The following is a 13,096-nucleotide window of genomic DNA, read 5'->3' as shown; positions in this document are numbered from 1 at the left end:
TCCCGGCGGGGAACGGTCGCGACCCCGCGAAGCGGGCGCGACCGTTCACGGGCCCCGCCGAGCAGGGGTGGGGCCCCGACGAGCTTCGCTCGGCGGGGCGGGGGCGCAGCCCCCGTTCAAATGGAGACGACATGACTCAGGCGACTGAAGCGGACGATCGCGCGCAGTACCTCTCCTTCTCCCTCGCGGGCGGCGAGTACGGCGTCGGCATCCTCAAGGTGAAGGAGATCCTCCAGTACGAGACGGTCACGCGCGTGCCGTCCACCCCGCGCTCCGTGCGCGGCGTCATCAACCTGCGCGGCCAGGTCGTCCCCGTCGTCGACCTCGCCGCCAAGTTCGGGCTGCCGGAGACCGAGGTCTCGCGCCTCACCTGCATCCTCATCGTCGAGGCGCGGCTCGACGGCCAGCCCGCGGTCGTGGGCGTCATGGCCGATGCGGTGCGCGAGGTCATCGAGCTCGGCCCCGCGGACGTCGAGCCGGCCCCGGCCTTCGGCACGGCGGTGAAGGTCGATTTCCTCCTCGGCATGGGCAAGGTCGGCAAGCGGTTCGTGCTCCTCCTCGACCTCGACCGCGTCATCTCGGCCGACGAGAAGGAGTTCGCGCGCGACGCCGCCGCCGGCGCGCTCGAGGGCGCGACCGACCCCGCCGTGGAGACCCCGGCCGCCGGCTCGGCGGAGGCCGCGTAGGTTGGTTCGCGTGACCGCGCGCGCGGAGCGTCGGATGCGCCCGGCCGCCGGCGCGGGGACCCTCCCCGCCGCCGTGGCGCCGGCCGTGACCGCGGTGAGCGACGGCGAGTTCGAGCTCTTCCAGCGGCTCATCCACGCCGAGGCGGGGATCTGGCTCGCGCCGGTGAAGAAGGCCCTCCTCGTCGGACGGCTCGCGCGCCGGCTGCGGGAGCTCGGCCTCGCGAGCTACCGCGCCTACTACGAGCGCGTGCGCGAGGACCCGGCCGAGAAGGTGCGGATGCTCGACGCGATCTGCACGAACGAGACGCACTTCTTCCGCGAGCCGCGCCACTTCGAGTTCCTCCAGGGGCGGGTGTTCCCCGCGCTGCGCGAGGAGGCGGAGGCCGGTCGGCGCCCGCGGCGGATCCGGGTGTGGAGCGCGGCGTGCTCGAGCGGCGAGGAGCCCTACTCGCTCGCGATGGCGCTGCTCGACGCGTTCCCCTCCGGCTGGGAGCTCGAGGTCCTCGCGACCGACCTCTCCACCAAGATCCTCGAGCGCGCCCGCGCCGCCGTCTGGCCGATCGACAAGGCGAGCGAGATCCCCGAGGCGTACCTCAAGGCCTTCATGCTCCGCGGCGTGGGCAGCCAGGAGGGGCTCATGAAGGCGGGCCCCGAGATCCGCCGGCTCGTGCGGTTCGATCGGCTGAACCTGAACGGCGACGCCTGGCCCGACGCGCGCTTCGAGCTCGTGTTCTGCCGGAACGTCCTCATCTACTTCGAGCGCAAGGCGAAGGAGCGCGTGGTGGAGCGGCTCGTCGACCGGCTGGAGCCGGGCGGACACCTGTTCCTCGGCCACGCCGAGAGCCTCGGCGGGCTCACCACCCGCGCGCGGGCGGCCATGCCGACCGTGTACACGGTGCCGCCCCCGGCGCGGAGCGCCTGATGCCCGCCCGCGTCCTCGTGGTCGACGACTCCGCCGTGGTGCGGCAGGCGCTGGCGCAGATCCTCGGCCGCGCGGGGCTCGCGGTCGCGACCGCTCACGACCCCATCATCGCGATGGAGAAGATGCGCCGGGAGCGCCCGGACGCGATCGTCCTCGACATCGAGATGCCGCGGATGGACGGGCTCACCTTCCTGCGCAAGGTGATGGCCGAGGATCCCATCCCGGTGGTGGTCTGCTCCGGGCTCGCCGGACCGGGCACCGAGATCGCGCTCCGGGCGCTCGAGGAGGGCGCGGTCGACCTCGTCGCGAAGCCGCGCCTCGGGGTGAAGGGGTTCCTCGAGGACTCGGCCGCGCGCCTCGTGCACGTCGTCCGCGCCGCGGTGCTCGCGCGCGTCTCCCGGCGGACGGCCGCTCCGCGCCCCGCGGCCAAGCTGTCCGCCGACGCGGTGATCCCGCCCAGGCCGGCGGCGCGCGGCGCGGCCGAGCGCGTCGTCGTCATCGGCGCCTCCACCGGCGGGACCGAGGCGCTCCGCCAGCTCCTCGAGGCGCTGCCCCCGGACGCTCCCGGCGTCGCGATCGTCCAGCACATGCCGGAGGTGTTCACCGCGCAGTTCGCGGCTCGCCTCGACCGGAGCTGCCGCATCGAGGTGAAGGAGGCCGCGCACGGCGACCGGCTCGGCCCGGGCCGGGCGCTCGTCGCGCCCGGCAACCGGCACCTGGCGCTGCGGCGCTCGAGCGCGCACTACTTCGTGGAGGTCCTCGACGGTCCGCCCGTGTCGCTGCACCGGCCGAGCGTGAACGTCCTGTTCCGCTCGGCGGCCCAGGCGGCCGGCGGCAACGCGGCCGGCGTGATCCTCACCGGCATGGGCGACGACGGCGCCGACGGCCTCGCCGAGCTCCGCGCCGCGGGTGCGCGCACGCTCGCGCAGGACGAGGCGAGCTGCGTCGTGTTCGGCATGCCGAAGGAGGCGATCGCCCGGGGCGCGGTCGAGCGGGTCCTCCCGCTCCCGGGCATCGCCCCCGCGCTGCTGGAGTGGTGGCGCTCGCCGCCGCGGCGGGTGCTCTAGTCCTCGACCTCGTCGAGCCAGGCCATCTGGATCGCCTCGAGGACCTTCTCATTCGACTTCTCGGGGTCGTCCGCGAAGCCGGGGAGCTCACGCACCCAGCGGTGCAGGTCGGTGAAGCGGACGGAGAGCGGCGCCACGCCGGGGTGCGTCTCGGCGAGGGCGATCGCGATCTCGTGCACGTCGGTCCATCTCACGCGTGACTCCTTGTCGGTCTAACGGGGGCTGCGCCCCCGCCCCGGCTCGCCGGGTCCCTGCACCACCGCGGGCGGCTTCGCCGCGATCGCGGTGGTGCCCCGGCGGGCTCGCGTCGCTCGCCTGTTCACGAATCACGGGGCTGCGCCCCCGCCCCGCCGAGCAAAGCTCGTCGGGGCCCCACCCCGCCAGCCAAGTCCCATGCGCCACCGCGCGCGACTTCGCCGCTGTCGCGGTGGCGCCCCGGCGGGCTCGCTTCGCTCGCCTGTTCGAATCATGGCCGGGGCCGGTCAGGAGGCGATCCGGTTCCCCGGGATCCGCACGACCACGTCCTCGTCCGCGACGCAGGCCTGGCAGCCGAGCCGCGAGTTCGGCGCGAGCCCGGCGGCCTCGTTCAGCTTGTCGTCCTCGCGGTCCTCGATCTCGGAGAGCGAGTCGAGCCCGGCCTCGATCCAGACGTGGCAGGTGGTGCAGGCGGCGACGCCGCCGCAGTTGTGGGCGAGCTCGACCCCGGCCTGCTCGGCGGCGTCCAGGATCGACGAGCCGCGGTGGACCTCCGCGCTCTTGCCCTCGGGCAGGAAGGTGACCTTCGGCATGCCTACGTCCCCTCGTCTTCGAGGTCGCCGTCCTTGGAGCCGGTCGCGCGCGGGTGCTCGACGATGCTCTCGGCGAACTCCTGCACGCGGTGGCCGGCCATCGCCTGGCGGATGTGCTTGTCCATCCGTCGCTCGGCGAACGCCTTCGACGCGGCGTCCACCGACTCGATCCACGCCTTGATGGCGAGGTAGTCCGTGCCCGCCATCGCGTCGCGCAGCCCGCGCATGCGCTCGTCGATCGCCGCCCGCTCGGCGTCGCTCAGCAGCCCGCCGTCGAGCCCGAAGGCCGACTCGAGCGAGCCGAGGATCCGGTCGCCCTCGACGCGCCACTCGACGAGGAAGCGCTGGGTCACGTCCTCCTCGGCGTGCTCGATGCTCTCGACGAGCATCTGCTCGACCTCCTCCTCGGTGAGGCCGTAGGTCGGCTTCACCTGGATCTTCTGCTCGATGCCGGTCGTGAGCTCGCGCGCGGAGACCTGGAGGATCCCGTCCGCGTCGACGGCGTAGGTGATCTCGACGCGCGCGATCCCCGCCGGCATGGGCGGGATCCCCTTCAGCGTGAAGCGCGCGAGCGAGCGGCAGTCGCGGGCGAGCTCGCGCTCCCCCTGCACGACGTGCACGACCATCCCGGTCTGACCGTCGGCGTAGGTCGTGAACTGCTGGGTGGCGCTCGCGGGGATGGTCGAGTTCCGCATGATGATCTTCTCGACCACCCCGCCCATCATCTCGACGCCGAGCGAGAGCGGGATGACGTCGAGGAGGAGCACGTCCTCGCGCCCGCCGCGGTCGAGCGCGTCGGCCTGCACCGCCGCGCCGAGCGCGACCACCGTGTCGGGGTCGAGGTCCGTGAGCGGCTCCTGCCCGAAGAGCCGCCTCACGTGACGCCGCACGAGCGGGGTCCGCGTCGCGCCGCCGACGAGGACGACCCCGTCCACCTTCACGACGTTCGCGTCGCGCAGCGCCGACTCGCACGGTCCGGTCGTGCGGTCCACCACCGGCTGGATGAGCGCCTCCAGCTCGGCGCGGGTGAGCCGCGCCCGCAGGCGGTGCCCCTCGGGGAGCTCCACGTCCGCCTCGACCACCTCGTGCGCGGTGAGCTCCTCGCGGATCTTCTGGGCCGCGGCCACCGCGCCGCGCAGCACGGCCGGCGACGGCGCGTCGTTCACGGGCGTGAGCCCCTCCTGCATGAGCTTCCGCGCCACGAGCCGATCGAAGTCGTCGCCGCCGAGGTGCGTGTCGCCCACCGTCGAGAGCACCTCGAAGACGCCGCCGTCGAGCCGCAGGATCGACACGTCGAACGTGCCGCCGCCGAGGTCGTACACGGCGAAGACGCCCCGCGAGCGCTTGTCGAGGCCGTACGCGAGCGCGGCCGCGGTGGGCTCGTTGAGGAGCCGGAGCACCTCGAGGCCGGCGAGCCGCCCCGCGTCCTTCGTCGCCTGGCGCTGCGCGTCGTCGAAGTAGGCGGGGACCGTGATGACGCAGCCGCCCGGCGCGCCGCCGAGCGCCTCAGCGGCGCTCCGCTTCAGCACGCGGAGGATCTCGGCGGAGACCTCGATGGGCGTGACCGCCCGCGTGCCGCCGTTCAGGACGAGCTTCACGACCGCGCCCGCCTCGTCGAAGCGGTAGATGCCGCGGTCCTCCGGGCGGATGTCGCCCGGGCCGCGGCCCATGAAGCGCTTCACCGAGAGGATCGTGTCGAGCGGCCGCTCCGGCGCCCGGCGCTTCGCGCCCGCGCCGACCTCCGGATCGCCGCCCGCGTCGTAGTACACCGCCGAGGGCAAGAGCCGGCTCCCGCCGTCCACCTCCAGCACCTGCGGGCGGTTCCGCTCGTCCACGTGGGCGACGAGCGAGTTCGTCGTACCGAGATCGATCCCGATCGCGCGCGGCATGGGGCTCCTCAGTGTCCGGCGGCGGCGGCGCCACGCTCGGCGTCCGCCACGATGTTGTCGTAGTACCGCGCGCGGGAGAGGCGCCGCGCGATCTCCACCGGCAGCTCGGAGAACCAGTGGTCGTCCTCGAACATGCCGCCGACCTCCGCCTCGATGCCCTCGAGCCGGGCGCGCGCCGCGCGCGCGATGCGCCGGAGCGCCTCGACGTCGCCGTCGGAGAGCGCGAGGGCGAGCGCCTCCCGCCACTCCAGCTGCTCCTCGAGGAACTCGGGGTCGGCGAAGGTCCTCCCCTCGGAGAACACGTCCGTCCCGGCGAGCTTCAGCAGGTAGGCGGCGCGCAGCCGCCAGTCCTTCAGGTAGCGGAAGGCGTCGTTGAGACGGGTCGCGCGCTCCAGGGAGAGCCGCCGCTCCCGCGGCTCGGCGCGCGCGAAGCGATCCGGGTGGAGCACGCGGGAGAGCTCGCGGAAGCGCCGCTCGAGGTCGGCCCGGTCGAGCGCGAACTCGCGCTGGAGCCCGAGGAGCGAGAAGTAGTCCTCGGTGCGCGCGACCGGCTGGATCTTGCGGCAACGCGGGCAGAAGAGCGTCCCGCTCTCCAGCTCCAGCTCGCAGCTCCAGCAGGTCGGGTGACGCATGCGCTCAGAAAAGCGGATTCCCGCTCGCCCGGGGAGATCCCGGCGCGGAGCGGGAACGCACTAGCACGGATCGACTAGATGGTGAACGACTCGCCGCAGCCGCAGGCGCTCTTCACGTTGGGATTGCGGAACACGAAGCCGCTCTGCATCAGCGTCTGCTGCCAGTCCACGACCGTGCCCGCGAGGAACACGGCGCTCTTCGGATCGACGAAGAGCCGCGCGCCGTCGCGCTCGATCACCTGATCGTGCTTCGAGGGCTCCGCGGCCCAGTCGATGACGTAGGAGAGGCCCGAGCAGCCGCCCCCCTTCACGCCCAGGCGCAGGCCGCCGTTCGGCGTCCCCTTCTCCGTCGAGAGGGCGCGGATCCGCACCGCCGCCTTCTCGCTCAAGTCTATGTTTCCTGCCATCCGTCGCGCCTCCCTAGATCCCCGACTTCAGGACGCCGCGCTCGAGCAGCGCGGCACGATCGCCCTGGACCGTGTCCGGCTTCACCGTCGGCGCGAGGCCGTGCTTCTTCTGCCAGTCGGCGACGGCCGCCTTGATGGCGTCCTCCGCGAGCACCGAGCAGTGGATCTTCACCGGCGGCAGGTTCAGCTCGTTCGCGACGTCGGTGTTCTTGATCGTCAGCGCCTCGTCGACGGTCTTGCCCTTCACCCACTCGGTCACGAGCGAGGAGGACGCGATCGCCGAGCCGCATCCGAACGTCTTGAACTTGGCGTCCTCGATGACGCCCTCGCCGTTCACCTTGATCTGCAGCTTCATCACGTCGCCGCAGGCGGGGGCGCCGACGAGCCCGGTCCCGACGTCCGGGTCGCCCTTGTCGAGCGAGCCGACGTTGCGGGGGTTCTCGTAGTGATCGAGGAGCTTTTCCGAGTACGACATCTTCGTTCCTTCGCTAGTGGGGGTTCGCCCACTCGATCTGGGACAGGTCGACGCCGTCCTTCACCATCTCGTAGAGCGGCGACATCTCGCGGAGCTTCTTGACCTTGGCGACCACGAGGCGGACGACGTGGTCCACCTCCTCCTCGGTGGTGAACCGCCCGAGGCCGAAGCGGATCGAGGAGTGCGCGAGGTCCTCCGAGATGCCCATCGCGCGCAGCACGTACGACGGCTCGAGCGAGGCGCTCGTGCAGGCCGACCCCGACGACACCGCCACGTCCTTGATGGCCATCATCAGCGCCTCGCCCTCGACATAGGCGAAGCTGACGTTCAGGTTGCCCGGGACGCGGTGCGCGAGGCTTCCGTTCACGGTCAGGAGATCGAGGCCCGCCTGGAGCCCCTTCCGGAGCCGCTCGCGGAGAGCGAGCACTCGCTCCGCCTCGGCGGCGCCCTCGAGCCGCGCGAGCTCGGCCGCCTTGCCCATGCCGACGATGCCCGGGACGTTCAGCGTGCCGGAGCGGAACCCGCGCTCGTGGCCGCCACCGTCCATCTGCGCGGTGAGCCGCACCCTGGGCTTCCGCCGGACGTACAGCGCGCCCATGCCCTTCGGCCCGTACATCTTGTGCGCGGAGATCGAGGCGAGGTCGACGTTCGCCGCCTCGACGTCGAAGGGGATCTTGCCGATGCCCTGCACCGCGTCGCAGTGGAAGAGCACGCCCGCGGCGCGCGTGATCCGCCCGATCTCGGCGATCGGGTGGACGACGCCCGTCTCGTTGTTGGCGTGCATGATCGAGACGAGGGTCGTGTCCTTGCGCAGCGCCGCCTGGAGCCGGGAGGGATCGAGCCGGCCGTCCTTCTCCACGTCGAGGAACGTCACCTCGAAGCCCTGCCGCTCGAGCGCGTGCATCGAGTCGAGCACCGCCTTGTGCTCGGTCTTGCAGGTGACGAGGTGCTTGCCCTTCGACTGGTAGAACTGCGCGACCCCCTTCACCGCGAGGTTGTCGGACTCGGTCGCACCGCTCGTCCAGACGATCTCCTTGGCGGAGGCGCCGATGAGCTTCGCCACCTCCTCGCGCGCCGACTCGACCGCCTCCTCGGCGTGCCAGCCGAACACGTGGCTCTTGGAGGCGGCGTTTCCGAACTGCTCGGAGAAGTATGGGAGCATCGCCTCGAGCACCCGGCGATCGACCGGGGTCGTGGCGTGGTAGTCCATGTAGATGGGAATCTTCATTGCACCCGAGGGCTCTTAACCAGCAGGGGAAGGCCACGCCGGACGTCGACGGGCGGGGTCGAGTATAAGGAAATCAGCCACCCGGTCAAGCGTGCACCGCGAGCAAACGCCGGGCGACACAGCAGAATTTCGTTATCCTTTCCCCAAGGGACACATGCGCCTTCTCACCCGGATCCTCCTTGCGGCGCTGACCTTCGCCGCGGTCGCGTGGCTGCCCGAGCTCGTCGGTCTGGGCCCGGCCGGGGCTCAGAGCGACCTCCAGCTCGGCACCCTGCTCGCCGAGGGCTCGATCGTCGCGTTCGCCGTGGCCTTCGTGGGGGGCGTCGCGACCAGCCTCACCCCCTGCGTCTACCCGCTGATCCCGATCACCGTCTCCATCTTCGGGGCCCGCAAGGCGGGCACCCGGGCGGAGGCGATGACCCTCTCCGGCCTGTACGTCCTCGGGATCGCCGCGATGTACTCCGCGCTCGGCGTGGGCGCGGCCCTCACCGGCAAGGCGTTCGGGAGCGTGATGCAGAACCCGTGGGTGATCGGGTTCGTCGCGATCGTGCTCGCCGCCATGGCCGCCTCGATGTTCGGCGCGTTCGAGCTGCAGCTCCCCTCGTCGTTGCAGGCGCGGCTCTCCGGCGTCGGCGGCGCGGGGCGCGCCGGCGCGTTCGCGATGGGGCTCGTCTCCGGGATCATCGCCGCGCCGTGCACGGGCCCGGTCCTCGCGGCCGCGCTCACGTTCGTCGCCGCCAAGGGCTCGGTCGCGTTCGGGCTCGGCATCATGTTCACGTACGCCCTGGGGATGGGGCTGCTCTTCTTCCTCATCGGCGCGTTCTCCATCTCGCTGCCGAAGAGCGGCGCCTGGATGGAGACGGTGAAGTCGATCTTCGGCGTCGCGCTCCTCGCCGCGGCCGGCATCTTCCTGAAGGACGCCTTCCCGCAGGTGAAGCCGGTCTTCTCGGCCGCCCGCGAGGCGGCGTTCGTGGCAGCGGCGCTCGCCGCGCTCGGCGTCGCCCTCGGCGCGCTGCACGGGAGCTTCCACGGCCCGGCGGGCGAGCGGCTCGCGAAGGGGCTGGGGGTCGCGCTGCTCGTGGGCGGGATCGTCTACGCCGCGGGCGCCGCCGGCGCGCGGGAGCGAGCGCGCTCGGCCGCGGCGTTCGCGTGGCTCCACTCCGAGGAGGAGGCGATCGCGCTCGCGAAGGCATCAGGCCGCCCGGTCATCATCGACTTCTGGGCCGACTGGTGCACCGCCTGCAAGGAGCTCGACAAGATCGCGTGGGCAGACCCGCGCGTGCGCGAGGAGGCGAGCCGGTTCGTCGCGGTGAAGCTCGACGGGACCGACGGCTCGGACGCGTTCCAGGCGCTCTCGGAGAAGTACGGGATCGTGGGGATGCCGACCGTGATCTTCATCGACCCGCGCGGCCGGGAGGTGCCCGAGCGCGTCACCGGCGCGATCGCCGCGGAGGAGATGGTGGGCAGGCTGCGCGGGGTGGACAGGGCCTGCGAGGGCGCGCCGGCCGCCCCGAGGACGGCGGGCGCGCTCGCCTGCGCCGCGCGCTGGTAGCGCGACGGCGCAGGCGCTCCGGGCATCACAGCGTTGTTCGCTTGGGTAGAGCCCGTCGCGAGGTGCACGATGGCGTCGCCGAGGCGGGCACACGAGGACCGAGCAGCGCAGGCGTGCCTGTAAGGCACGTCGAGCAGCGCAGGGACGAGTCTGCCCGCCGCAGGCAGCCAGCGTGCGCCGCAGCAGGGATCAACCCAAGCGGACAGCGCTCAGGGCACGCAGGCCGCGCGGTCGTCGACGCACGCCCCGGACACGCACGAGAGCGGGCCGCACTGCGCGGGGTCGGTGCACGCTCCGCCCGCCGCGACGTACCCGCGGCAGGTCCCCGCGTCGCACCAGGAGGCGGCGCAGCCGTCGGTCCAGAGGCTCACGGCGCAGGGCTGGCCGGGGCCGGGATCCGCCTCGCACCGCCCGCTCGTGGCGCAGTGCGATCCAGGTCCGCAGAGCGCCGTCGTGCCGCAGGCGTCACCGACCCCGACGAGCGGCACGCAGAGCGCGTCGACCGGACCGGCCGCCATGCAGATCGAGCCTGCGACGCAGGCCTCCGCCCCCCCCGTACAGCTGCCGGTCGAGGTCTTCGCGCGGCAGGTGCCGGCGTCGCACCAGAGCCCGACGTCGCACCCGAAGGCGCCGCAGGGCTGGCCCGCGCCCGCGTAGATCGGCGCGGCGCAGCGCGCGGGGACCTGGGCCGCGTCGCAGGCGAGGCCGGGCCCGCAGCCCGAGGGATCGGCGTCGCACGCCTCCCCCGCAGCGAGCCACGCGACGCAGGTGCCGCTGCAGTCGGCCGTCCACGCCGTGCACCGGCCGCCCGCGCACTCCTCCGACACCGCGCAGGCGCTCCCGGACGACGTGTGGCCCGCGAAGACGGACGCGCAGGAGGGTGCGCCCGGATCGTCCCAGAACCAGAGCTGATCGCAGCTCGCGGTCTGCATCTCGGCCAGGCACCGCGCCGCCTGCGCGGCGTCATAGGAGAGCCGGCCGGCGTCCGCGAACGCTTGCTGGGCGCGACAGTACGAGGCATCGAGCTCGGCCGCGGCGGCGGCCGGCGTCACGTGGTAGCAGGACTGGAACTTGCCCGCGTAGACGGACAGCATCGAGTCGCAGAACGCCGCGATGGTGGAGGTGTCGAGCGGCGACGCCGGCGGGTCGACCTTCGGATCGGAACAGCCGGCGAGCGCGGCCGCGAGCGCGGCGAGCGCGATGCGCTTCCTCATGGTGACCCCCTCCACCCGGCGAAGCGCCGGGGTCGATGTCACCAAAAGAGAACATCCCTCGCTGCGGCCGTCCAGTCGAACGCCGCCACGACGGCGTGCGGCGCGCCCGCCCTGCGACCTCCGCCTACAGGACCTGGTAGCCCGCGAGCACCAGGAACTGGAGATCGGCCATGCCGTCGCGGAGCGGCGCGTCGCCGGCGCCGACGCGGAAGCCGATCGCGGCGCGGACGCCGACCGTGAGCTCGTCGTAGAGCGGGGTCTCGTAGGAGGCGGCGGCGCGCGGCGTGAACAGCACGCCGGCGTCGTAGCGGGTGGTCACCGTGACGGGCGTCTCGCCGGAGAGCGAGATGACGCCGCCGATCGCGCGCTTGGAGAGGACGAGCGCGGGCGCGAGCTCGACGCCGCGGTCCTTGTGGTTCTCGTCGTGGATCCACTCGCCGCCGAAGTTCGCGTACCAGGCCAGGCCGACCCGGCCGGCGAGATCGAAGCCGCCCGCGGTGCCGAGCGGGCGGCGATAGAAGCCGCCGAGGCGCAGCTCCGTCTTCGCCCAGTCGAGATCGGCGAACGCGCCGAGGTCGTCCTGCGGCGTGAGCCCCTGCGCCCAGGCGATCCCGAGCGACGACCAGCCGGCCCAGGCGAGCGTGGCCGACCCGCCGCCGAGCGGCTCCGCGGAGAGGAGCGAGAGGGTGCGGGGAGGCCGCGTCGCCGTGCCCGGCGCAGGCGAGGCGGCGTGCGGCGCCGTGGGAGACGGGCGCGCCGGCTCGGCCTGGGGCGGCGGCTGCTCCTGCCCGGGTGGCGTCTCGTAGGGCCAGTCGTCCGCGGGCGGGGGCTGCTTGCCGGCGGGGGCGCCCTGCGCGGAGGCTGTCGCGAGCACGAGGTGGAGAGCAAAGAGCGAGGCGAGCATGCGGTTCCTCCGGAGGGCGCATTCTAGCGAGAAGCGCGGCAGGGACGGAACGGATGGGCGGCCGGGGGATTCCCGGTTGACACCCCGTCGGCGCGCAGCATATGAGGTGGCCCCCAAAGCCCAGGTGGCGGAACTGGTAGACGCACCAGATTCAGGGTCTGGCGGCCTCAAAACCGTGGAGGTTCGAATCCTCTCCTGGGCACTCGGGCCGGCGGGACACGCTCCCGCCGGCCCGTTTCCGTTCCAGCCCCCCGGCTATTGACGTTCGCCGCGCGTCTGCATAGATATGCAGACCCATGCATGTTCATCCGGTATCGGTGGTCGGGGCCTCCGGCTACACCGGCCTCGAGCTGACGCGGCTCCTCGCCCGCCACGCGCACGCCCGCGTCGCGGCGCTGTACTCCGATCGCTGGGCCGACGAGCCCGCCGGGGCGCGGCTCCCGCTCTCGGGTGAGCTCGCCGCGCTGCGCTACCGCCCGCTCTCCGAGGCCGCGCGCGCCGACGGCGAGATCGTCTTCCTGGCGACGCCCTCGGAGGTGTCGGCGGACCTCGCGCCGAAGCTCCTCGCCCGCGGCGCCAGGGTCGTGGATCTCTCCGGCGCGTTCCGGCTCGAGGACCCCGCCGCCTATCCGGCCTGGTACGGGTTCTCTCACCCCGCGCCCGAGCTCCTCGCGGAGGCGCGCTACGGCCTCCCCGAGCTCGCGCGGGCCACCCTCCCCGGGGCCCGGCTCGTCACGAACCCAGGCTGCTACGCGACCTCGATCGCGCTCGCGGTGGCGCCGCTCGTGAAGGCGCGGCTCGTGGCGCCGGAAGGGATCGTCGTCACCGGCCTCTCCGGCGTGTCCGGCGCCGGCCGCAAGGCGAGCGAGGACTACAGCTTCGTCGAGGTCGCGGACGACCTGCGCGCCTACCGCCTCGGCCGCCACCAGCACGTCCCCGAGATCGAGCAGACGGTGCTGCGCCACGCCGGCGCCTGCGGGCCCATCGCGTTCACGCCGGTGCTCGTCCCCATCCGCCGCGGGATCCTCTCCTCCGTCGCGCTCCGGCTCGCGGGCGGCGCGCGGCAGGCCGATCTCGAGGGTGCGCTCCGCGCCGCCTACGCGGAGGAGCCCTTCGTGAAGGTGCTCGCCGCGGACAAGGTCATGGTGAAGGACGTGCTCCACACGAACCGCGCCCACGTCGGCGTCGCGGTCGACGCGCGCGCCGGGGTCGCGCTCGCCACCGCCGCCATCGACAACCTCGTGAAGGGCGCCGCCGGCCAGGCCGTGCAGGCGATGAACGCCGCGATGGGCTGGCCGGAGACGGCCGGGCTCGAGCTGCTCGGAGGCTGAC

At 73.1% G+C, this 13,096-nt stretch carries 14 protein-coding genes and 1 tRNA gene; 6 read left to right on the top strand and 9 right to left on the bottom strand.

The window, feature by feature from the left end; all coding sequences use genetic code 11:
* Window positions 1–131 precede the first annotated feature (131 nt).
* From MNY62_RS08780 to MNY62_RS08770, 3 genes are read left to right on the top strand one after another with little or no spacing between them, the layout of a single operon-like run.
* The gene (locus tag MNY62_RS08780; protein WP_242343771.1) at window positions 132–686 is read left to right on the top strand and encodes a chemotaxis protein CheW; all 555 of its coding nucleotides are present in this window, start codon (window positions 132–134) and stop codon (window positions 684–686) included.
* 34 nt (window positions 687–720) lie between these two features.
* Window positions 721–1,608, top strand: a complete 888-nt coding sequence (locus MNY62_RS08775; protein WP_242343775.1) for a CheR family methyltransferase — start codon at window positions 721–723, stop codon at window positions 1,606–1,608.
* Entirely contained in the window at window positions 1,608–2,675 is a 1,068-nt protein-coding gene (locus MNY62_RS08770; RefSeq protein ID WP_242343770.1) for a protein-glutamate methylesterase/protein-glutamine glutaminase, read from the top strand. Before MNY62_RS08775 ends, MNY62_RS08770 begins: the two co-directional genes overlap by 1 nt.
* Here the strand turns inward: MNY62_RS08770 and iscX are convergent.
* From iscX to MNY62_RS08735, 7 genes are all read right to left on the bottom strand, one after another.
* Window positions 2,672–2,869, bottom strand: coding sequence for a Fe-S cluster assembly protein IscX (gene iscX / locus MNY62_RS08765; RefSeq protein WP_242343769.1), 198 nt, complete (start codon window positions 2,867–2,869; stop codon window positions 2,672–2,674). The genes MNY62_RS08770 and iscX overlap by 4 nt on opposite strands.
* A 288-nt stretch (window positions 2,870–3,157) precedes the next feature.
* Window positions 3,158–3,463 carry a 2Fe-2S iron-sulfur cluster-binding protein gene (locus MNY62_RS08760; RefSeq protein WP_242343768.1) on the bottom strand — a complete coding sequence of 102 codons (306 nt, stop codon included), beginning with the start codon at window positions 3,461–3,463 and terminating at the stop codon, window positions 3,158–3,160.
* A gap of 2 nt (window positions 3,464–3,465) precedes the next feature.
* Window positions 3,466–5,352, bottom strand: coding sequence for a Fe-S protein assembly chaperone HscA (gene hscA, locus MNY62_RS08755; RefSeq protein WP_242343767.1), 1,887 nt, complete (start codon window positions 5,350–5,352; stop codon window positions 3,466–3,468).
* Window positions 5,353–5,360: 8 nt separating this feature from the next.
* Window positions 5,361–5,984 carry a Fe-S protein assembly co-chaperone HscB gene (gene hscB / locus MNY62_RS08750; protein ID WP_242343766.1) on the bottom strand — a complete coding sequence of 208 codons (624 nt, stop codon included), beginning with the start codon at window positions 5,982–5,984 and terminating at the stop codon, window positions 5,361–5,363.
* 74 nt (window positions 5,985–6,058) lie between these two features.
* Window positions 6,059–6,373, bottom strand: coding sequence for a HesB/IscA family protein (locus tag MNY62_RS08745; protein WP_242343765.1), 315 nt, complete (start codon window positions 6,371–6,373; stop codon window positions 6,059–6,061).
* 31 nt (window positions 6,374–6,404) lie between these two features.
* Window positions 6,405–6,866, bottom strand: a complete 462-nt coding sequence (gene iscU, locus MNY62_RS08740) for a Fe-S cluster assembly scaffold IscU (RefSeq protein WP_332842119.1) — start codon at window positions 6,864–6,866, stop codon at window positions 6,405–6,407.
* 13 nt (window positions 6,867–6,879) lie between these two features.
* A complete protein-coding gene (locus tag MNY62_RS08735; protein WP_242343764.1) occupies window positions 6,880–8,094 on the bottom strand; it encodes an IscS subfamily cysteine desulfurase in 1,215 nt (404 codons plus the stop codon).
* A gap of 154 nt (window positions 8,095–8,248) precedes the next feature.
* Here MNY62_RS08735 and MNY62_RS08730 point away from each other — a divergent pair, with 154 nt between their 5' ends.
* Complete coding sequence (locus tag MNY62_RS08730; RefSeq protein ID WP_242343763.1) at window positions 8,249–9,646, top strand: protein-disulfide reductase DsbD family protein; 1,398 nt, start codon at window positions 8,249–8,251, stop codon at window positions 9,644–9,646.
* A gap of 209 nt (window positions 9,647–9,855) precedes the next feature.
* On the opposite strand, the gene MNY62_RS08725 is transcribed toward MNY62_RS08730, so the two are convergent.
* Complete coding sequence (locus tag MNY62_RS08725) at window positions 9,856–10,860, bottom strand: hypothetical protein (RefSeq protein ID WP_242343762.1); 1,005 nt, start codon at window positions 10,858–10,860, stop codon at window positions 9,856–9,858.
* A gap of 124 nt (window positions 10,861–10,984) precedes the next feature.
* Window positions 10,985–11,764, bottom strand: a complete 780-nt coding sequence (locus tag MNY62_RS08720) for a hypothetical protein (RefSeq protein WP_242343761.1) — start codon at window positions 11,762–11,764, stop codon at window positions 10,985–10,987.
* A 118-nt stretch (window positions 11,765–11,882) separates the two neighbouring features.
* On the opposite strand from MNY62_RS08720, the gene MNY62_RS08715 reads away from it, so the two are divergent.
* Both MNY62_RS08715 and argC read left to right on the top strand, forming a co-directional pair.
* A tRNA-Leu gene (locus MNY62_RS08715) sits at window positions 11,883–11,966 on the top strand.
* A 94-nt stretch (window positions 11,967–12,060) separates the two neighbouring features.
* Window positions 12,061–13,095, top strand: coding sequence for an N-acetyl-gamma-glutamyl-phosphate reductase (gene argC / locus MNY62_RS08710; RefSeq protein ID WP_242343760.1), 1,035 nt, complete (start codon window positions 12,061–12,063; stop codon window positions 13,093–13,095).
* Window position 13,096 lies beyond the last annotated feature (1 nt).

The sequence above is a fragment of the Anaeromyxobacter terrae genome (genome assembly GCF_022690685.1).
Classification (GTDB): domain Bacteria; phylum Myxococcota; class Myxococcia; order Myxococcales; family Anaeromyxobacteraceae; genus Anaeromyxobacter; species Anaeromyxobacter terrae.
This window is presented reverse-complemented; position numbering and strand designations above follow the sequence as displayed.

Coding starts and splice junctions, on each gene's coding strand:
- MNY62_RS08730 (WP_242343763.1), top strand. CDS start 8,249: ATGCGCCTTCTCACCCGGATCCTCCTTGCGGCGCTGACCTTCGCCGCG.
- MNY62_RS08725 (WP_242343762.1), bottom strand. CDS start 10,860: ATGAGGAAGCGCATCGCGCTCGCCGCGCTCGCGGCCGCGCTCGCCGGC.
- MNY62_RS08760 (WP_242343768.1), bottom strand. CDS start 3,463: ATGCCGAAGGTCACCTTCCTGCCCGAGGGCAAGAGCGCGGAGGTCCAC.
- hscA (WP_242343767.1), bottom strand. CDS start 5,352: ATGCCGCGCGCGATCGGGATCGATCTCGGTACGACGAACTCGCTCGTC.
- MNY62_RS08780 (WP_242343771.1), top strand. CDS start 132: ATGACTCAGGCGACTGAAGCGGACGATCGCGCGCAGTACCTCTCCTTC.
- MNY62_RS08775 (WP_242343775.1), top strand. CDS start 721: ATGCGCCCGGCCGCCGGCGCGGGGACCCTCCCCGCCGCCGTGGCGCCG.
- iscU (WP_332842119.1), bottom strand. CDS start 6,866: ATGTCGTACTCGGAAAAGCTCCTCGATCACTACGAGAACCCCCGCAAC.
- hscB (WP_242343766.1), bottom strand. CDS start 5,984: ATGCGTCACCCGACCTGCTGGAGCTGCGAGCTGGAGCTGGAGAGCGGG.
- MNY62_RS08735 (WP_242343764.1), bottom strand. CDS start 8,094: ATGAAGATTCCCATCTACATGGACTACCACGCCACGACCCCGGTCGAT.
- argC (WP_242343760.1), top strand. CDS start 12,061: ATGCATGTTCATCCGGTATCGGTGGTCGGGGCCTCCGGCTACACCGGC.
- MNY62_RS08720 (WP_242343761.1), bottom strand. CDS start 11,764: ATGCTCGCCTCGCTCTTTGCTCTCCACCTCGTGCTCGCGACAGCCTCC.
- MNY62_RS08770 (WP_242343770.1), top strand. CDS start 1,608: ATGCCCGCCCGCGTCCTCGTGGTCGACGACTCCGCCGTGGTGCGGCAG.